Raw genomic sequence first — 19,020 nt, forward strand, 5'->3', positions numbered from 1 at the left:
CGCTTATAGTTACTCGATGATCAAGGCGCGCGTACTGCTCGGCATCGACGCGGGTCAGACGGTCACCAAGGCGGCTCTGTACACCCTTGAGGGGGACGAGGTCGCGGCCGCGAGCCGAGGCGCGCGCGTGGACAGTCCGCATCCGCGGTGGGCCGAACGCGACATGGACGAACTGTGGCAGCAGGTGTGCGAGGTCGTCGGCGCGGTGATCGCGAAGGCCGGCCCGGGCTACGAGGTGGCCGGTGTCGGGGTGTGCGGGCACAACGATGGTCTCTACGCCGTCGACGAACACCTGCGTCCGGTACGGCCCGCCATCCTGGCGATGGACTCGCGGGCGCACCGGGAGTCCACGCGGTTGGGTCAGGCCGGAACGGGGGCGGCGGCGCTGGCGCTGACGGGCCAGCAGCCGTCGCTCGTGTCGCCCGCGTCTGTCCTCTCCTGGCTGCGAGAGCACGAACCCGGGGCGTACGAACGCACCCGCTGGACGCTGTTCTGCAAGGACTGGATCCGGCTGCGGCTCACCGGCGAGGTGGCCACCGACGTCACCGAGGCGAGTGCGGCCTTCACCGATCTCGCGACCCGGCGCTGGAGCCGGGCGGCCCTGCAGTTGTTCGGCCTGGCCGACGCCGAGGAGAAACTGCCGGTCATCCTCGACAGTGAGCACATCGCCGGCCGGATCACCGGCGAGGCCGCCCGGGCCACCGGACTCGCCGCGGGCACTCCGGTGATCACCGGAGTGCACGATGTCGATGCCGCCGCCGCGGGTGTCGACGCGCTCTCGCCGGGATCGGCGAGTCTGGTGCTCGGCACGTACTCGATCAACCAGGTGGTGTCCGATCGCCCGCTGCCGGATCCCCGCTGGCAGGCCCGGTCGTTCGTCCGTCCCGGCCGATGGCTGCACATGTCGACCTCGCCCGCCGGGGCCAGTTGTCTGGACTGGGCGATGCGCCGCCTCGGGCCGTCGCGGCCGGACGGCGAACCGGATCCCCGGGCCGCCATCGCCGAGGCGATGACCCGGTTCGAGCAGCCGGACCTCCCGCTGTTCCTGCCCTTCCTGTACGGCTCGCCGCACGGCCCGGATCTGCAGGGCACGTGGCTCGGCCTGCGCGGCCGGCACGACCGCGCCGACCTGCTGGCCGCGGTCCTGGAGGGCGTCGCGTTCAACCACCGGACCCACATGGGCCCGCTGAGCGAGGCCTTCGACCTGCGGCGACCGGTACGGGTGTGCGGTGGCGGAGCGCGCAGTGCAGCGTGGACCCAGATCCTCGCCGACGTGCTGGACCTGCCGGTGGAGGTCACCGATTCCGGCGAGGCGGGCGCCCGCGGCGTCGCGATGCTGGCCGGCGTGGGCGTCGGCGAGTTCGCGGACCTGGACGACGCGGCCCGGCGCTGGGTGAAGGTCGTCCGCGCTCAGCAACCGCGGGCGTCACACGCCGCCGTGCGGGCCGGGCGCTACCGCCGCTACCGGCACGCGGTGGATCTGCTGAGCGCTCTGGACGCCCCGCACCCCGGCGACGGCTGATCACCGTCGCACGTCGACCACGGTCTTGAGCACCGACGGATCGACGGCTCCCATCGTCAGGGCCTGTTCGGACTCGGCGAGGGCCACCCGGGCTCCGACGAGAGCGTCCAGATCGATGCGGCCCGCCGCGACCAGCGAGATCGCGGCCGGATAGGTGTGGGCGTACCGGAAGGTGCCGGTGACCGTCAGCTCCCGGTTCTGGATCGCCTGCACGGGCAGCGACGCCGAGCTCGACGGGCCCATCCCGACCAGGACCGCCCGGCCGAGCGGCTGCAGCGCGGTGATCCCCGCGCTGACGACATCCGGTACGCCGCTGCACTCCAACAGCACCTCAGGACCGAAAGACGCGTACGGGATCCCGGCGCGGCCGTCGATGACGTCGTCCACGCCGAACCGGCCGGCGACCTCCAGCCGGGCGGGGTCCACGTCCGCGATGCCGACCCAGCCGGCGCCGGCCGCCCGCGCCACCAACGCGGCCAGGACCCCGATCGGGCCGGCACCGGTGACCAGCACCCGGGAACCCATCCCGACGCCCGCCCGCCGGTTCGCCCAGATGCCCACCGACAGCGGCTCGATCAGGGCGGCCGCGTCGTCACTCAAGGCGTCCGGAACGGGATGCGCGAACGCCGCGTGCACGCTCAGGTACCGCACCAGCGCACCGTCGACCGGCGGCGTGGCCAGGAACTGCACGTCCGGGCACAGGTTGTACGCCCCCTGCCGGCATTGCTCGCAGCGGCCGCACGGCACGCCCGGCTCGACCGACACGCGCTGACCCACCTCGAGGGTCGTCACCGCTGACCCCCGGTCGACCACGGTGCCGCCCGCCTCATGGCCGAGGATCATCGGATCCACGACGACGTGGTCACCGATCCGGCCGTGCCGGTAGTAGTGCACGTCCGAGCCGCAGATGCCGACCGAACGCACCTCGACCAGCACCTCGTCGGGGCCCGGCACCGGCATCGGTCGGGCGGAGATGCGCAGGTCCCCGGCGGCGTGGAGTACGGCCGCCATGTTGCCTTCCGATACCGCTGTCATATCCCGAGGATGGCCCTCGCAACCTCACAGGTCCAGCGGTCGTGGGCGGGCTGACCAGCGGCGGTGCCCGGGCCGGGCCGTGGCTCAGCCGCTTTTGCCCGTCCGCCGCGGCCCGCCGGCCGACGTGGCCCCGGCCCCCGCAGCGCCGTTGCCGCACTGGGCGCGCCCGAGCCGGCACCGAGGGCGTTCGCGCCTGCCACCGGCAGCCCGGCCGGCACGGTGTTCCGCCCTGAGCCCGGCCGTGAACGAAATTGACCGGCCGGCCATGGGTGTACCGGCAGGGCATCCCAGCCGGACCCGGCTCGCCGTACCGTCAGGACATGGACAACCGAGCCGAGGTCCGCGAATTCCTCACCACGCGGCGCGCGAAGATCAGTCCCGGGCAGGCCGGTCTGCCCTCCTCCGGGCAGCGCCGCGTGCCCGGGCTGCGCCGCAGCGAGGTCGCGGCCCTGGCCGGGATGAGCGTCGAGTACTACGCCAAGCTCGAACGCGGCACCCTCGCCGGGGTCTCCCCCGGTGTCCTCGACGCGATCGCCCGCACCCTGCGGCTCGACGACGCCGAACGTGCCCACCTGCTGCGCCTGGCCCACGAGGCCAACGGCAGCAACGCCGTCCTGCGCCCGCATCGCCGGCCCGGGCCGGGACAGCAGCTCCGGCCCAGCCTGCAATGGTCACTGGACGCCATCACCGCCGGCCCGGCCATCGTCGTCAACAATCGTCAGGACCTGCTCGCCGCCAACCACCTCGGCCGCGCCATGTACGGCGACGTCTACGCCGATCCCACCCGGCCACCGAACTTCGCCCTGTTCACCTTCCTCGACAGTGCGGCCCGGCGCTTCTACCCGAACTTCGACCTCGCCGCCGACATGACCGTCGCGAACCTGCGCACCGCGGCCGGCAAGGACCCCCACGACAAGGGTTTGCACGACCTCGTCGGTGAGCTGTCCACCCGCAGCGACGACTTCCGGCGCCGCTGGGGCGCTCACAACGTGCGCACCCACGGGACCGGCGTGAAGACCTTCCACCACCACGCCGTCGGCGACCTCGAACTCGCCTACGAGAGCATGGACCTGCGCGCCGACCCCGGCCTGACCATGACCCTGTACGCCGCGCAGCCCGGCTCCCCCACCGAGGACACTCTGCGCCTGCTGGCCTCCTGGGCCGCCACCCACCGGGCCCCGGCCTCCGGCGAGCGGCTCACCAACCGCTGACCCGAGGCGGCCGGTGCCGCAGCGGTGGCCGCCCGGGGGCGCACGATCAGCCCGCCCGGACGTCCACAGTCGCGGTGACGGCACCCTCCATGCCGGCGATCCGGCCGGCGGCGTCGCCGTCCAGGTGACCGAGAATCACGATGCCGGGGTAGTACGACTGATCGCCGTAGTAGAGGACAAGATCGTTGCCGGGTGCGTAGTAGCCGACATCGCCGACATCCGGGTCGGCACCGTCCGGCTGGCCGTCCAGCGACAGCGGCGACGGCAGCGGGCCGGTCTTCTCCACCGAGCCGTGATCGGTCATCGCGATGGTCAGCGGCAGCTGGGCGATCAGGTCACGACCGGCCGCACTGTCCCGGATCGTGGCCGCGAAGCGCTGGTCGCCGATGACGATACTGATCTTCATCTGCTCCTCCTGAGGGGATGCGGCGGCCGGGCCGCTGGGCCGGGGCGTCGCCGGGGCGGTGGCTGATGCGTTCACCGGGGTGTCCGCGGACCGGTCGGGGCCACCGCAGCCGGCGACGATCGTCACCAGCGCTGCGCGGACGGCCGTGCGGGAGGCCGGCATGACATCTCCGTTCGTCGGTCGGGGCGTGCGCAACGGTCACGCGTTTCGAGGAACTCGTCGACCGCCGGCGCGAACCGGTGCAGCACGGGCGGCGACTCGGCTATGGGCGCAGGAGGGCCTTGACGGCGCGGCGCTCGTCCATGGCCTGGTAGCCCTCGGCGGCCCGGTCGAGGGGCAGGTCGAGGTCGAACACCTTGCCCGGGTCGATGGTGCGGTCGCCGATCATCTCCATCAGGTCGGGCAGGAAGCGGCGTACGGGGGCCGGGCCGCCGTGCAGGTGCACCAGCGCGCCGAACAACTCCAGGCCCGGCAGCGCGACATCGTGGGTGACGCCGACGAAGCCGACGTGGCCGCCGGGCCGGGCTGAGTGAATGGCCTGCATCATCGACTCCTGGGTGCCGACGGCCTCGACCACCGAGTGCGCGCCGAGCCCGCCGGTCAGCTCCTTGATCCGCTCGATGCCCTCGTCGCCGCGCTCGGTGACGATGTCGGTGGCACCGAAGTCACGGGCCAGCTTCTGCCGCGGCTCGTGCCGGCTCATGGCGATGATCCGCTCGGCGCCGAGCTGCCTGGCCGCCAGCACCGCGAGCAAGCCCACGGCGCCGTCACCGACCACCGCGACGGTCTTCCCGGGACCGGCCTCGGCCGCGACCGCGGCGAACCAGCCGGTGCCCAGCACATCGGAGGCGGCCAGGTAGCCAGGGATGAGGTCGGCCGGCGGCACCTCGGGGGTGGCGACCAGGGTGCCGTCGGCGAGCGGGATCCGCGCGTACTGCGCCTGGGTGCCGACCGTGCCCATCAGGACGCGGTGGACGCAGCCGGACTGGTAACCGGCCCGGCAGATCTCGCACGTGTTGTCCGAGGCCCAGAACGAGCCGACGACGAACTGGCCCGGCCGCAGCGTGGTGACCTCGCTGCCGACCTCCTCGACGATGCCGACGTACTCGTGGCCCATCGGGGTCGCGCCGTCGAGCTTCTCGATACCCCGGTACGGCCACAGGTCGGAGCCGCACACGCAGGCCGCCGACACCTTGATGACGGCGTCGGTGGGCTGCTCGATCCGCGGGTCCGGACGGTCCTCGACACGGACATCCCCCGGTCCGTGCATGACGACACCACGCATGATGATCTTCTCCTCGGTCTCGTTGTTCGTCGTCCGAGCCGCGACGAGTCAGCTCGGTGCATCGGCCGGCCGGGCCAGCACAAGGAGTCCGACCATGGACAGGACAGCGCCGCCGACCATGAGCAGCGCCATCGGTACCGCGGTGTGTTCGCCGCCGAGCCCGGCGAGCGGGGCGATGGTTCCGGCGGCCACCCACTGGACGAAGCCGAGAACCGCCGAACCCGTACCGGGATGCTCGGGCACCTCGGCCGAAGCCAGGGCACCGCCGTTGGCGATCATCAGGCCCTGGGCCGTCATGAGCACGAAGAAGCAGCCGGCCGCCAGCAACAGCGGCGTACCGAACCACACCGCGCCGGCCAGCATCACGACACCGGCCGCCAGGGCGGCGAGCTGCCCGGCGAGGATGACCTTACGGGTGGCGACCCGGCCGGCCAGCCGGGCCGCGACCAGGGCGGCGACGGTCATCCCGGCGGCATTGGCCGCGAAGTCGGCCGAGTACGCGATCGGCGACATCCCGTTCATCGACTGCAGCACGAACGCCGAGGTGGCCACGTAGGCGAACAACGCCGCCATGGCCGAGCCGGTGACCAGCAGATAGCCGACGTAACGACGGTTGGCCAGCACCTGGCGCCCGGCGACGGCGAACGCGCGCAGACCGCCGCTGTGCCGCTGCTCCGGCGGCAGCGACTCCGGGACGGCGACCAGCACCGCGACCAGCATCGCCACGGTCAGGGCCGCGACGGTCCAGAACGACACCCGCCAGTGCGACAGCTGCAGGATGACCGCGCCCAGCAACGGCCCGGCGATCGGCGCGACACCACCGACCCCGGCCACGACGTTCAGCACCCGGACCAGCCGGGCACCGGTCGCCAGGTCCACGATGATCGCCCGGCCTATCACCATCGCCCAGCCACCGGCGAAGCCCTGCATAAGCCGCGCCAACATCATCACAGCGATCGACGGGGTGAGCGCGCAGACGATCGAGGCGAGGGTCATCACCACGAGAGCGACGAGCAGCGGCCGGCGCCGGCCGCGCTGATCCGACACCGGGCCGCCGATCAACTGGCCCAGGGCCATGCCGACGAAGAACGTGGTCAGGGTCAGCTGCACCTGCGTCGCCGACGCGGACAGCTCGTCGGCCACCTGCGGGAACGCCGGCACGTACATGTCGGTGGCCAGCGGTGCGATGGCGGTCAGGAAGATCACCGTGCCGATCAGCCCGGCGGTGAGCGCGGGCCGGCGACGGGCGAGGGGCTGTTCGGGTACGGAGGTCAGCGCAAGCACCCGACCAGCACACCTCGCCCCGGCGCGGCGAGGAAGTCACGGACGAGGGGTGTACGGGCAGTACACCGCTGTCCGCCTGCGCGGCGGGTCGCCGGCTCCCGGTACCGTGCTTCCCGTGATCGAGCCCGGGATGGAGATCAACGCGGATCTGGTCCGCGAGCTGCTGCGGGAGCAGCACCCGGACCTGGCCGACCGTCCCATCCGCGAGGTGGCGGGCGGCTGGGGCAACCAGATGTGGCGCCTCGGGGACGACCTGGCCGTCCGGATGCAGCGGATGGACACGAGCCCCGATCCGCAGCTCAAGGAGCGCCGCTGGCTGCCGGTGCTGGGCCCACGCCTGCCGCTTCCGATCCCGGCGCCGGTACGCGACGGATCGCCGTCCGAGCGCTTCGCCAAGCTGTGGACCGTCATGACCTGGGTCGAGGGCACCCCCTGGACGAGGGGACGATCGTCCGGGGCGACCATGCGGCCGACACGTTGGCGGCGTTCCTCGCCGCGCTGCACGTGGAGGCGCCCGCCGACGCGCCGGGTGCCTCGGACTTCGGCGCCCACCCCAAGGACTCCGCGGGCGGGTTCGAGTATTTCCTGGGCGCCGTGGACCTCGACTTCTTCGGTTTTGCCGAGGGTGACATCCGGGCCGTGTGGGAGGACGCGGCGGCGACCCCCGAGTGGCCGGGACCACGGGTATGGGTGCACGGGGACCTGCATCCCGCGAACGTCGTCGTCGCCGACGGCACGCTGGCGGGCATCGTCGACTTCGGTGCGCTCTTCGCCGGCGATCCGGCCTGGGACCTCGGGGCCGCTTGGCTGCTGTTGCCCGAGGGAGGCGCTTCGCGGTTCTTCGACAGCTACGCCCGCGCGGACGAGCCGACGGTCCGGCGGGCCCGCGGCCTGGCTGCCCTGAAGAGCCTGTTCCTGATGCTGATGGGCCAGAACGGGGACCGCGGCCTGCCCGGCGGCAAGCCGAACTGGGGACCCGCGGGCCGGTCGGCCCTGGACCGTGTCCTGAAGGGCCTCTGACCGGGCTAGGCGTCGAGGTGCACCGTCTCGGCGGACTGGCCGGGGCGGATGGTGAACGGGGTTCCGGACACCGAGTAGTCGCCGAAGAAGCCGCGGACCACGACCGTGCCGTCGGAACCGGTCCGCATCTCGGTCGGTGGCAGCCACCACTGTCCCTTGATGAGGCCCTCCAGCGCGTCGTACGAGGGCTTGCGGCTGCCGTCCGCGAGCACCAGCCCGACCGGCGCGCCCAGCCAGGCGCCGTCGTCGGTGAGCCCCCAGTAGTTGATCGATGCCACGGCGGGGTGGGCCATCAGCGACCGGTAGTGCCGGACGATCTCGTCGGCCTGGCGGGCCTCCCCCTCGGGCGTCGTCGGCCAGTCCGGGATCTGGTAGTCGTTGAGGTCGACGATCTCGGACGGCATCAGGTGCCCGGACACCAGGGTGCTCTCGGTCAGGTGCAGCGGCAGGCCGTAGCGGGCGAACCGGTCGAGCATGCCCCGCATGTACTCCTCGCCGCGGTACCCCTGGTGCATGTGGGTCTGCAGCCCGATCGCGTCGATCCGGATGCCGGCTTCGAGCACCCCTTCGATCAGGCACTCGTACGCCGAACTGAGGTCGAAGTCGTTGAGCACCAGGGTGACCGCCGGACTGGCCGCGCGGGCCTCCTCGAACGCCATCCGCACCATGGCGATGCGCCCTCTGGCCCGGGCCAGCCGCGTGATGGCGTTGTCCCCGTTCGCGAAGACCGGCATGATCACGGCCTCGTTGATGGCGTCCCAGAGGTCGATCACGCCGGCGAATCCACCGACGAGCTCGCGGATCCGGGTGCGCTGCAACCGTTCCACCTCACCGAGGTCCAGGTCGAGCAGCCACGGCGGCTGCACCGTGTGCCAGACCAGCGGGTGACCCTTGACGGTGACGCCGCGGTCGGCGAGCCAGTGTGCGGTGCTCGTCAGCCGTTCGACGTCGGTCGTGCCCGGCCGCGGCTCGTAAGGTCCCCAGTAGAACGGCAGGGTCGCGGTGTTGAACAGGTTGAGCCACAAGTCGCCCAGCCGGTCCAGGGTCAGGGCCGTCGCGCCGCCGAAGGCCGGGCCGGCCGCGTCGGGTGGCGGGCCTCCGACGAGGCTGACGAAGTCGAATCCTATGTTGCCGAAAGGGAACGCGTGCCGCTGCTGGGCCACGGTGACGACCCGGTCGCTGAGCGGCCTCCGGTCCGGCCCGAGCACGGTGAGGGTCACCTCGCCGATCCGGTGCGGCATGTCCTCGTCAGGCATTGTCCGTTCCTTCCCGGTCCTCGGCGAGCTGCTTGATGTGGGCCGCGCGCTGCTCGAGCAGTCGCCGCAGATACGGCGAGAGCACCAGCCGGGTCACCAGAACCCCGAGCGGACCGAACGGCGCGGTGACCGTCATGCGGTCTGTCATCTGGGTCCACCCGCCGCCGAGATCCTCGAAACCGTGCTCGTGGACGAGAGTACGGAAGGGACCGCGGACCTGCTCGTCGACGAACCGACGCGGCGGATCGTGCGCGGTGATGCGGCTGGTCATGGACCAGATGATGCCGAAGTGACGCGCTCGGAACGTGACCTCGTCCCCGAGCCGGACCTCGCGCCTGCCCGTGCTCGTCGTAGCCGTCTCCCGGCTCGCGGCCAGGGAAGCGGCGTGGACGTCCATGTCCAGTTCCAGCTCGAAGACCACCTCGGCATCCGCATGGATGTCCGTCGTGACCTCGATGAGTGCGGGCATCGGCGTCAGGACGTGACGTCGACCAGGACCTTGCCGACCATGCCCTGCTCCACCGCCCGGTGCGCGTCGGCGGTGCGGGCGAGCGGGAAACGGACCAGCGGCAGGCCGTGCTCCTCCCCGACCGGCAGGACGCCGTCGTTCACCGCGGCGGCGACGTCCTCGGCGGCCGCCGTCAGCGCCTCCGGTCCGACCGTGTAGAGCACGAGGAACTGGAAGCGCGTGTTCAGCGTCATGTTCTGCCGTACGTCGAGCTGGACCGGTTTGCCGCCGTCGTTGGCGTACGTCGAGATCGTGCCCCGGGTGCGCAGCACGGCCAGGTCCAGGGCGAGGTTCGCGCCCAGCGCGACCTCGGCGACGATGTCGACGCCGTCCGGGGCGATCTCCCGGATGCTCGCGGCCGGATCACCCTCGCGGTAGTTGATCACGTGGTGGGCGCCGGCCGCGGTGGCCAGCCGGGCCTTCTCCGGTCCGCTGATCGTGCTGATGACGGTGGCGCCGGCCCACCGGGCGAGCTGGATGACCGCATGCCCGACCGCACCGGCCCCGCCCGCGGCGAGCACCACCTTGCCGTCGAGCGCTCCGGGCCGCAGGCGCCGCGGCCCGTCCTCGGCGACGGTCAGGGCCCGGTGCGCGGTGAGAGCCGGTACGCCGAGCGAGGCGCCGACGTCGAACCCGACCGCGTCCGGCAGTGGCACGGCCTGCGCGGCGGGGACGACGGTGAACTCGGCGGCGGTGCCGGTCGGGCGCCCGGCCGTGGCCATGTACAGCCAGACGCGCTGCCCGGCCCGGCCCGGGTCGACGCCCGCGCCGACCGCCTCGATCACTCCGGCGCCGTCCAGGTGCGGCGTGACCTCGGGGAACTGCAGTGAGTTGGTGGCACCCGAGCGGGTCTTCCAGTCGGTCGGATTGACGCCGGACACCGCGACCCGGACGCGTACCTCGCCCGGGCCGGGGCTGGGCAGGTCGCGCTCGGCGAGCTGAAGAACGTCGGGATCGCCGGTGGCGCCGTACACGATGGCTTTCATGCCGTGATTCTCCCAGGCCGGGCGGTGCGGATGCCCGTCAGAACGACGTCCAGATAGCGCCGCGTCAGCGGGGCGCGCTCGTCCGGGGTCGCGTGCACGGTGGCGGCGAAGACGACGCCGCACATCAGGCGGACGACGTCGTCGTGGGTGACGTCGGGGCTGACGACTCCCGCGGCCTGGGCGCGGTCGAGCAGGTGGCCGGTCGCCGCGGTCAGGCGGGTGACCAATGCGGTGGTCTCCGGCAGGGCGTGCGCCGTGGCGGCGAAAACGGGCTGGATGGAGGCGTCCCGCAGCTGGGCGTCGATGCCCGCGAGCAGGAAGCCGGCGAACGCCTCCCACGCCTCGTCGGCGGCGGCGCGGTCGGCCCGGGCGACGAGCTCTTCCAGGCCGGGACGGGCGAGCGTCTCGAGCAGGGCCTCCGGGGTCGGGAAGTGGCGGTAGACGGTGGCCACCCCGATCGAAGCCGCGCGGGCGACGTCGTTGAGCCGCAGGGACTCGCCGTCGTCCACGAAGCGCCGGGCCGTGTCGACGATGTGCTGCCAGTTGCGGGCCGCGTCCTTGCGGATCCGGGTGGTCGTCACGTGACCAGGATAACGGATACCTCATCCACTTCATGCTACGGTGAAGCGGATAGATCATCCGTACGTGTGGGGGGCCTGCTCATGACCATCACCAGGGGCGAGATCGACGTGGCGGGCCGGCCCCGCACGTACACGCTGGTCACTCCGCCCGGCGGCGACCACGACCGCCTCCTGCTGGTTTTCCACGGCTCCACGCAGAACGCCGGCGTGTTCCGCACCTTCACCGGCAACGCGTTCGACCAGGTGGGCGACGCCGCTGTCGCGTACCTCGACGGTTTCCGGGGCAACTGGAACGACTCCCGCAAGGCCAGCCGTTTCCCGGCCCGGGTGCAGAACATCGACGACGTGGCGTTCGCCGAGACGGCCGTCAAACAGCTCGGCGACGGCCGCCCCGTCTATGCGGCGGGCTTCTCCAACGGCGGCGGCCTGGTGATCCGGCTCCTGCACGAGCGGCCCGATCTGCTCGACGGTGGCGTCGTCATCGCGGCCCAGCAGCCCGCGCCGGACAACTTCGTGCTGCCCGGCCTGCCGGTGGTGCCGAAGCCGGTGCTGTTCTTCCACGGCACGAAGGACCGGATCGTGCCGTACGGCGGCGGGCAGATGGCCGCCTGGGCGCGGTTCGCTTTCAAGGTCGGCGGCACGATGCTGTCCGCACCGGAGACCGCCGCGTACTTCGCTGCCCGCAACGGCATCACCGCCGCCCCGGTCACCGTCGACCTGCCGGCGCGGGCCGGGCGGCCGGGCCGGACCTCGGTGAGCCGGACCGACTACCGCCAGGACGGGCACGCACCGGTCACCCTCTACACCGTCCACGGCGGAGGGCACACCATTCCCGGCGCCACGCCCTCACCGAGACTGATGGGCCGGACCGCCACGGACGTGTACGTGACCGAAGCGATCGCGGAGTTCTTCGCCTTCGGCCGGTGACGCGGCAAACGAGTGGACATGAACCCCTCTCGAGGTTCTACCGTCGGGCCATGACCGCGATCACGGGCCACCGCCGTACGTTCTTCCACCTGCTGGCGAGCACGCTGCTGGTGTCGGTGGTGAACTACACCGTCTGGTTCGCGGTGACCTTCTGGGTGTACCTGCAGACCCGCTCGGTCTTCGCCACGGGTCTGGTGGCCGCCGTGTTCCTCGTGCTCACCGCGCTGACCGGCATCTGGTTCGGCAGCCTGGTCGACCACCACGCGAAGAAGACGATGATGCAGGTCTCCGCGGCCGTCTCGCTCCTGCTGTACGCGGCCGCCTTCGCCCTGTATCTGGTGACACCCCCGGCCTCGTTCACCGAGGCGGGCAGCGTCACGTTGTGGGCGTTCGTCCTGCTGCTCATGGTGGGCGTCATCGCGGGCAGCATCCGCACGATCGCGCTGCCGACGCTGGTGACCGTGCTGATCGACGAGGATGCCCGGGACCGGGCCAACGGGCTCGTCGGCACGACGTCGGGCACCTCGTTCCTGGTCACCTCGGTGATCAGCGGCCTCCTGGTGGCGATCGACGGCATGGTCTGGGTGCTCGTGCCGGCCCTGGTCGTCCTGGTCCTCGCCCTGGTCCACCTGGCCGTGGTGCCGGTGCCCGCCCCGGCGGTGGACGTGCCCGCCGGCGAGGAACGCCGCGTCGACCTGCGCGGGACGATCCGCGTGGTGGCCGAGGTGCCCGGCCTGCCCGCGCTGATCCTGTTCTCCGCGTTCAACAATCTGCTCGGCGGCGTCTTCATGGCGCTGCTGGACGCGTACGGGCTGTCTCTCGTCTCGGTGCAGGCGTGGGGACTGTTGTGGGGCGTGCTGAGCACCGGGTTCATCGTGGGCGGGCTGCTCATCGCGCGTACCGGGCTGAGCCGTAACCCGGTCCGGTTGCTGCTGCTGGTCAACGTCACCCTGTGGACCGTGACGCTGGTGTTCCCGTTGCGTTCCTCGGTCTGGCTGATGGCGGCGGGCCTGTACGTCTACATGCTGGCCGTACCGTTCGCCGAGGCGGCCGAGCAGACCATCCTGCAGAAGGTGGTGCCGTACGAGCGGCAGGGCCGGGTCTTCGGCTTCGCGCAGAGCGTGGAGCAGGCCGCCTCCCCGCTGACCGCGTTCCTCATCGCGCCGGTGGCCCAGTTCGTGGTCATCCCGTTCATGACCGACGGCGCCGGGGCCCGGACGATCGGCAGCTGGTTCGGCACGGGCGCCGATCGCGGGCTCGCGCTGGTGTTCGTGCTCACCGGGGTGGTCGGCCTGATCGCCACCGTGGCCGCACTGGGCAGCCGGCCGTACCGGCGGCTCAGCGCCCGGTACGCGCAGGAGCCGGCGCCCGCCGCGCCCGGGACCGCGGTGGCCGGGTGAGCCGCCCGGCTCAGTCGAGCAACCCGACACGGTGGGCGAACAGCGCCGCCTGCACCCTGTTGTCGCAGCCCAGCTTGAGCAGGATCCGGCTGACGTGGGTTTTCACGGTGCTCTCGGAGATGACGAGACGCTCGCTGATGCCGGTGTTGGACAATCCCTGAGCCAGCAGTCTCAGCACCTCACGCTCCCGGTCGCTGAGCCCGTCCAGGCGGGCCGCCGCCGCTTCACCCGGCGGGGAGGGGCGCAGTCGCCGGAGCTGGGTGACAGCCCGGCGGGTCACCGGTGGGGACAGGAACATCTCGCCGGCCGCGACCGCCCGCAGGGCCGGTGCCAGTTCGTCGGCGGCCGAGCTCTTGAGGACGAAGCCGGCCGCGCCGCCCGCGATCGCCTCGTCGATGTAGTCCACCTCACCGAACGTCGTCAGCATGAGGACCGCGGCCTTCGAACTGCGGGAGATCTCCCGCAGTGCCGCCAGGCCGTCCAGCGCGGGCATCTTGATGTCCAGCAGGACGACGTCCGGACGGTGCCGGATCGTCAGGTCACGGGCCTGGACGCCGTCGGTGGCCTCGGCGACGACCTCGACGCCGGGGATGCCGCCGAGGACCAGGCGGATGCCGCCGCGGGTCAGCTCGTCGTCGTCGGCGATCACGACGCGCAGCGGGGCCGGGTCAATCGACATCGTCGAGCGTCTCCTTCGAGATGAGGGCTCCCGCTCGGAAGCAGAAACGGTATCCCTCGCCGTCCTGGCGTCGCAGCGCGGGAGCGGCCCGGTACACCAGGCAGTCGGCGCCGGGCGGCACCGGCCTGCCGGCTGAGCCGGGGCCGAGCCGGGCGGTCTTGTCCGGCAGCTTCTTCCGTACGGCCGTTGCCGCGTCACCGATCCGCAGCTCGTCGTACGTCGCCCGGCTGACGCTCTGTTGCCGGAGACCGATCCACAGGCCACCGGCGCACAACGCGATCACCAGCACCACGGTGAGCAGGGCGGCCGCGGTCCAGACCCGGCGGCGCTGGTCGACGCGACGCAGGTCCTCGCCGAATTCCTCGACCGGGGCCGCTTTCACGCTGCGGGGTTCCGCGCCCGCCGGGCCGGTACCGGAAAGCGGAAGCGTGGCGGCGATCCGGAACCCGCCGCCCGGTTCGGCGCCGTGGTACAGCACGCCACCGGCGATCCGCACGCGCTCGGCCAGGCCGTACAGGCCCTGGCCGCTGGTGGCGCCGCGGTGCGGGCGACCCGCGTCGTTGACGACCTCCAGGATCAGCGCGTCGTCCTCGTACCGGACGGCCGCTCGGATGGCGCTGCCTTGGGCGTGCCGCAAGGCGTTGGTGATGCCCTCCTGCAGCGTGCGGTACGCCGCCTGATCGATCATGGCCGGGACGGGGACGGCCGCACCCGAGCGGTCGAGCTCGATCCGCGCGCCGGCCGCCCGGGCGTCGGTGACCAGCTTCTCGACGTCGGCGAGCGTGGCGCGCTGCCGGGGCTCGTCCTCGGTGGACTCCTCGCGCAGCACCGCGAGGATGTCCCCCAGCTCGTCCATCGCGGAGGTGGCGGTGGCGTGCAGCAACCGCAACGTCTCCGGGGACGGTTCCGGTGCGGAACGCAGAGCGCCGGTGTACAGGGATATCAGCGTCAGCCGGTGGCCCAGCGAGTCGTGCATCTCCCGGGCGATCCGGGCCGCCTCGCGGACCCGGGCCCGCTCGGCGACGATCTGCTGCTGTTCGCTGAGGTGCACGGTCCGCTCATGCATGAGCACGAGGATTCGCCGGCGCTGGGCGGAGAGCCGGGCGAGCGTCGCCGGGAACACGATGACGACGATGAACAGACCGGCCGTGAACAGGACCTGGGGCAGACTGAACGCCCGCAGTTGGAGCAGGCCCCCGCCGATCTGGCAGGCGAGCACCGCGGTAAGGGTGGCGGCCAGTCGCCCTGCCCCGCGGATCCGGTATCCGGCGGAGTATCCGAGGCCGAAGAGCAGCACCATGTCCGACCGGCCGGCCCCGCTGCCGACAGCCGCCGAGACGATCAGGACGGCCCCGGGGAACCGGCGCCGCCCGGCGACCAGCGCGGCGTCGAGCACGGCGTAACCGGCAAGCTGCGCGGGCGGGACGTCACGGAGCAACGACAGACCAGCCGTCACGCCCGCGAGCGCGACGGCCAGCACGATCTCGTACGCGACCCGGCCCGGTCCGGCCGCCCGTACCGCTGCCCACCCCGACGCCACCGCCGCTGCCGGACGCCTCATGCGCCGTCGATCCTGATCTGTTTCTTCTCGGTGAGCTTGCCGCCGGCGAAACAGAACCGGAAGAGCGGACGGTTCTTGCTCTCGGTCAGCGGCTTGAGCGCGTAGTAGGCGCAGGTCGCGCCGGCGGGTTTGCCCTGCCGGGTGGGATCGTCGCCGTAGATGGTCTCCTCGTCGTCGTCCAGCGGTGTCGGCAGCGCATCGCGCACCGTGGTCTCCGCGGTCCCGACCGCCTGCGCGTCGAACTGCTGCTGCGTGATGGACGACCTGCTGATCTCCCGCCCCACGTCCAGGGCCCGGTAGCCGAACCAGCCGCCGACGCCGCACACCAGCACGACCACGCCGGCGATGATCAGAAGGACCTTGCGCATGTCTGTCTCCTCGTTCCGTCGGATGGGTCCAGGATTCCGAGAAGGCGACCAGGGTTCGACGGCCCATTGAATGATCTTCGATCGCCGTCGATGGTACGAAAGTGCCACTACGCCCGCCGCGCCCGGCCGCCGGCGCACCGGGCGGGGTAGACATTGGCGGAAATCAATATATTCTGGGAGCGCTCCCAGGTCTGTGTCCGTCACTCTGCTCGAGGAGCCGACATGTCGCGACGACTCGCACTGGTCCTGTCCGCGCTTCTGCTGACCTCGGTGTCGGTGCCGGGCATCGCCGCGGCCGGCCCCGCCCACACCCGGGTGGCGCCCCTCGCCGAGCTGACCGTGGTGTCCGAACAGGTGGCTTCCGGCCTGCGGCGCCCGATCGCGATCACCGGGCTGCCCGACGGCCGGATGCTGATCGCCGAGAAGGACGGCACCGTCCGCGCCTACCACCCCGACACGGGCCTGGCAGCCGAGCCGGTGCTCGACCTGACCGCCCGGATCGACACGTCGGACAACGAGCGCGGCCTGCTCGGCATCACGCCGGCGCCGAACTTCGCGCGGACCGGGATCCTCTACGTCGCCTACACGAGCCTGCCGGCCGGCACGCTGACCCTGGCCCGGGTGCCCCTCAGCGCCCCGGAGCGACTCCAGGTGTTGCTCACCCAGGAGCACTCCGAGTACGGCAACCACAACGGCGGGCAGGTGGCGTTCGGCCGCGACGGCTACCTCTACTGGTCGCTCGGCGACGGCGGGCACGCGAACGACCCGTTCAAGGCCGGCCAGGACCTCGGCACTCTGCTCGGCAAGATCGTACGGATCGACGTGAACCGCGCCTGCGGGGCGAAGCCCTACTGTGTGCCGTTCGACAACCCGTTCGTCCGTACGGCGGGCGCGCGGCCGGAGATCTGGGTCTACGGGCTGCGCAACCCGTGGCGGTTCTCCATCGACCCGGCCGACAACTCGCTGTGGATCGGCGACGTCGGCCAGGGCCTGGTCGAGGAGGTCGACCACATCCGCCCGTCGCAGCGGGGCGCGAACCTCGGCTGGTCCTGCCGGGAGGGCACCCCGGTCTTCGATCCGCAGCAGTGCACGCCCGGCGGGAAGTACACCGACCCGGTCTTCGAGTACGAGCACTTCATGACGGAGAGCTGCTCGGTGACCGGCGGCGTGGTGTACCGAGGGTCCCGGACCCCCGAGGCCCGGGGCACCTACATCGCGAGCGACTACTGCTCGACCCTCGCGTTCGCCGTGCGTCCCCAGCCCGGGGGCGGCTACGAGTCCGCCACGATCGGGCGCTTCCCGACCCAGCCGACCGCGTTCGGCACCGACGTGCACGGCGAGCTGTACGTGCTCAGCGACCTCCCGGGTTGGCTCAACCGGGTGCGTTTCGAGCGCGTCCAGCCACCGTCCAGCGCGGTGGCGAACCGCTGAATCGCGCTATCGGGCCGGAGCGGGTGACGCGGTGGCCGGTTCCTCGGTCACCTTGTCCGCCGAGCGGGGGATCAGGCCGGCCAGCACCACCATGACCACGGACACCAGCAGCATGGCGATGAAGATGCGGTGCACGGCGTCGGTCAGCCGGGCCGGGTCGACGGCGCCGCGGCCGACCACCGCGTTGGCCATCGCGCCGAAGACCGCTACGCCCAGGGCGCTGCCCAGTGAGCGGAGGAAGATGTTGTTCGCGGTCACCACGCCGCGCTCGGTCCAGCCGACGCTGGACTGCGCGGCGATCAGCGTGGGCGCCGCGGTCAGACCCATGCCCAGGCCGATGACCAGGCAGTAGGCGCCGACCTCGACGACCGAGGACTGCCGGTCGAGCAGCAGCAACAGCGCGACCCCGCCGACGACCAGCGTCGAGCCGATCAGGGCGCAGCCGCGGAAGCCGATGCGCAGGTACACCTTGCCGGCCTGGCTGGCCGAGATGGGCCAGCCGATGGTGAGGGCGCCCAGGGCGAGACCGGCGACCAGCGGGCCGGCCCCGAGGGCTTCCTGGGCGTACACGGGAATGTAGGAGCTGAGGCCGAGCAGGATCGCCCCGACGCCGACCGACAGGAAGCCGCTGCTGACCAGCAGCCGGCGGCGGAAGATCCACAGCGGGAGCACCGGGTCGGGCGCGGAGCGCTCGACGAAGCCGAACGTGACCAGCAGGGCCACGCCGAGGCCGAGGATCGCGATGCTGACCGGTGAGGCCCAGGACCAGGCCTGACCGCCCTCGAGCACGCCCAGGATCAGCAGAGTGAGACCGGCGGCGAGGAGGCCGGCGCCGCGGTAGTCGACGGCCGGGCGCTTCCGCTCGACCCGCTCGTGGAAACGGCGCCAGATCGCGGCCCCGGCCAGCAGGCAGATGGGGATGTTGACGAAGAAGATCCAACGCCACGACACCCACTCGGAGAACACCCCACCCAGGGTGGGCCCGACCACCGACGCGATGCCCCAGACACTGGCCACGTACCCCTGGACCTTGGCCCGCTCGCGGACCGAGTAGAGGTCGCCGATGATCGTGATGGTGGTCGGCATGATCGCCCCGGCGCCGAGGCCCTGGAGCACCCGGAAGACGATCAGCGGCAGAATGCTCCAGGCCACGCCGCACAGGATCGAGCTGACCAGGAACAACCCGATCCCCCAGAGGATCACCGGCTTGCGGCCGAACAGGTCGTTGAGCTTGCCGTAGATCGGCACCGACACGGCCTGGGCCAGCAGATAGACGGAGAAGAGCCAGGGGAACTCGGTGAAGCCGCCGATGTCGTCGACGATCGACGGCACCGCGGTGGCGATGATCGTCGAGTCGATGGCGATGAGCCCGGTGGAGAGCATCACCGCGAGCAGGACCGGGCCGCGTTCGGAGCGCAGCCCCACATTGTTCTCCGTCACCCTGCCTACCTACCCCGCGCGAGTCGTCATCACGCGGCGGACGGGAGAAGGAGTGCGAGATCACCCCGGCGACAGGGCGGAAGGCCGGAGTGCCGGGGGTGGCGGACGCCCGTCCGGTGT

General features: G+C 71.9%; 18 protein-coding genes and 1 pseudogene. 7 read left to right on the top strand and 12 right to left on the bottom strand.

Annotated elements, in window-relative coordinates; genetic code table 11:
* Positions 1–16 precede the first annotated feature (16 nt).
* Positions 17–1,522: an FGGY-family carbohydrate kinase gene (locus ACWEOZ_RS27650; protein ID WP_451913579.1), complete on the top strand. Its 1,506-nt coding sequence runs from the start codon at positions 17–19 to the stop codon at positions 1,520–1,522.
* On the opposite strand, the gene ACWEOZ_RS27655 is transcribed toward ACWEOZ_RS27650, so the two are convergent.
* Positions 1,523–2,533: an NAD(P)-dependent alcohol dehydrogenase gene (locus ACWEOZ_RS27655; RefSeq protein ID WP_451913580.1), complete on the bottom strand. Its 1,011-nt coding sequence runs from the start codon at positions 2,531–2,533 to the stop codon at positions 1,523–1,525.
* Positions 2,534–2,877: 344 nt separating this feature from the next.
* Between ACWEOZ_RS27655 and ACWEOZ_RS27660 the strand changes: the two genes are divergently transcribed.
* Positions 2,878–3,768 carry a helix-turn-helix transcriptional regulator gene (locus tag ACWEOZ_RS27660; RefSeq protein WP_451913581.1) on the top strand — a complete coding sequence of 297 codons (891 nt, stop codon included), beginning with the start codon at positions 2,878–2,880 and terminating at the stop codon, positions 3,766–3,768.
* A 46-nt stretch (positions 3,769–3,814) separates the two neighbouring features.
* Here the strand turns inward: ACWEOZ_RS27660 and ACWEOZ_RS27665 are convergent, their stop codons facing one another.
* From ACWEOZ_RS27665 to ACWEOZ_RS27675, 3 genes are all read right to left on the bottom strand, one after another.
* Positions 3,815–4,336, bottom strand: a complete 522-nt coding sequence (locus tag ACWEOZ_RS27665) for a cyclophilin-like fold protein (RefSeq protein ID WP_451913582.1) — start codon at positions 4,334–4,336, stop codon at positions 3,815–3,817.
* Positions 4,337–4,436: 100 nt separating this feature from the next.
* A complete protein-coding gene (locus tag ACWEOZ_RS27670; protein WP_451913583.1) occupies positions 4,437–5,459 on the bottom strand; it encodes a zinc-dependent alcohol dehydrogenase family protein in 1,023 nt (340 codons plus the stop codon).
* 48 nt (positions 5,460–5,507) lie between these two features.
* Complete coding sequence (locus tag ACWEOZ_RS27675) at positions 5,508–6,743, bottom strand: multidrug effflux MFS transporter (protein ID WP_451913584.1); 1,236 nt, start codon at positions 6,741–6,743, stop codon at positions 5,508–5,510.
* A gap of 232 nt (positions 6,744–6,975) precedes the next feature.
* Here ACWEOZ_RS27675 and ACWEOZ_RS27680 point away from each other — a divergent pair.
* Together ACWEOZ_RS27680 and ACWEOZ_RS27685 are read left to right on the top strand one after the other, a co-directional pair.
* A pseudogene (locus tag ACWEOZ_RS27680) lies at positions 6,976–7,125 on the top strand (phosphotransferase); the annotation flags it as partial.
* Between the two features lie 17 nt (positions 7,126–7,142).
* Positions 7,143–7,763: a phosphotransferase gene (locus ACWEOZ_RS27685; protein ID WP_451913585.1), complete on the top strand. Its 621-nt coding sequence runs from the start codon at positions 7,143–7,145 to the stop codon at positions 7,761–7,763.
* 5 nt (positions 7,764–7,768) lie between these two features.
* Here ACWEOZ_RS27685 and ACWEOZ_RS27690 read toward each other — a convergent pair whose 3' ends face one another.
* The 4 genes from ACWEOZ_RS27690 to ACWEOZ_RS27705 are packed head-to-tail and all read right to left on the bottom strand — an operon-like array spanning position 7,769 to position 11,094.
* A complete protein-coding gene (locus ACWEOZ_RS27690; RefSeq protein WP_451913586.1) occupies positions 7,769–9,019 on the bottom strand; it encodes an endo-1,4-beta-xylanase in 1,251 nt (416 codons plus the stop codon).
* Positions 9,012–9,488 (bottom strand): SRPBCC family protein, encoded by a 477-nt coding sequence (locus ACWEOZ_RS27695; RefSeq protein WP_451913587.1) that lies wholly within the window; start codon positions 9,486–9,488, stop codon positions 9,012–9,014. The genes ACWEOZ_RS27690 and ACWEOZ_RS27695 overlap by 8 nt, the downstream gene beginning before the upstream one ends.
* Positions 9,489–9,493: 5 nt before the next feature.
* Positions 9,494–10,513: an NADPH:quinone reductase gene (locus ACWEOZ_RS27700; protein ID WP_451913588.1), complete on the bottom strand. Its 1,020-nt coding sequence runs from the start codon at positions 10,511–10,513 to the stop codon at positions 9,494–9,496.
* Positions 10,510–11,094 carry a TetR/AcrR family transcriptional regulator gene (locus ACWEOZ_RS27705; protein ID WP_451913589.1) on the bottom strand — a complete coding sequence of 195 codons (585 nt, stop codon included), beginning with the start codon at positions 11,092–11,094 and terminating at the stop codon, positions 10,510–10,512. Before ACWEOZ_RS27705 ends, ACWEOZ_RS27700 begins: the two co-directional genes overlap by 4 nt.
* An 81-nt stretch (positions 11,095–11,175) precedes the next feature.
* On the opposite strand from ACWEOZ_RS27705, the gene ACWEOZ_RS27710 reads away from it, so the two are divergent.
* Together ACWEOZ_RS27710 and ACWEOZ_RS27715 are read left to right on the top strand one after the other, a co-directional pair.
* Positions 11,176–12,021, top strand: coding sequence for an alpha/beta hydrolase family esterase (locus ACWEOZ_RS27710; RefSeq protein WP_451913590.1), 846 nt, complete (start codon positions 11,176–11,178; stop codon positions 12,019–12,021).
* 50 nt (positions 12,022–12,071) lie between these two features.
* Entirely contained in the window at positions 12,072–13,421 is a 1,350-nt protein-coding gene (locus ACWEOZ_RS27715) for an MFS transporter (RefSeq protein WP_451913591.1), read from the top strand.
* 10 nt (positions 13,422–13,431) lie between these two features.
* On the opposite strand, the gene ACWEOZ_RS27720 is transcribed toward ACWEOZ_RS27715, so the two are convergent.
* Genes ACWEOZ_RS27720 through ACWEOZ_RS27730 form a run of 3 tightly spaced genes read right to left on the bottom strand, consistent with a single transcriptional unit; the run spans position 13,432 to position 16,029 of the window.
* Positions 13,432–14,100: a response regulator gene (locus tag ACWEOZ_RS27720; RefSeq protein ID WP_451913592.1), complete on the bottom strand. Its 669-nt coding sequence runs from the start codon at positions 14,098–14,100 to the stop codon at positions 13,432–13,434.
* Complete coding sequence (locus ACWEOZ_RS27725) at positions 14,090–15,661, bottom strand: sensor histidine kinase (protein WP_451913593.1); 1,572 nt, start codon at positions 15,659–15,661, stop codon at positions 14,090–14,092. The genes ACWEOZ_RS27720 and ACWEOZ_RS27725 overlap by 11 nt, the downstream gene beginning before the upstream one ends.
* On the bottom strand, positions 15,658–16,029 hold the full coding sequence (locus tag ACWEOZ_RS27730) for a hypothetical protein (protein WP_451913594.1): 372 nt from the start codon (positions 16,027–16,029) through the stop codon (positions 15,658–15,660). Before ACWEOZ_RS27730 ends, ACWEOZ_RS27725 begins: the two co-directional genes overlap by 4 nt.
* 222 nt (positions 16,030–16,251) lie before the next feature.
* On the opposite strand from ACWEOZ_RS27730, the gene ACWEOZ_RS27735 reads away from it, so the two are divergent.
* Positions 16,252–17,460: a PQQ-dependent sugar dehydrogenase gene (locus ACWEOZ_RS27735; protein WP_451913595.1), complete on the top strand. Its 1,209-nt coding sequence runs from the start codon at positions 16,252–16,254 to the stop codon at positions 17,458–17,460.
* 6 nt (positions 17,461–17,466) lie between these two features.
* On the opposite strand, the gene ACWEOZ_RS27740 is transcribed toward ACWEOZ_RS27735, so the two are convergent.
* Positions 17,467–18,900 (bottom strand): MFS transporter, encoded by a 1,434-nt coding sequence (locus tag ACWEOZ_RS27740; protein WP_451913596.1) that lies wholly within the window; start codon positions 18,898–18,900, stop codon positions 17,467–17,469.
* Positions 18,901–19,020: the final 120 nt, after the last annotated feature.

Source organism: Actinoplanes sp. NPDC004185, assembly GCF_053603475.1.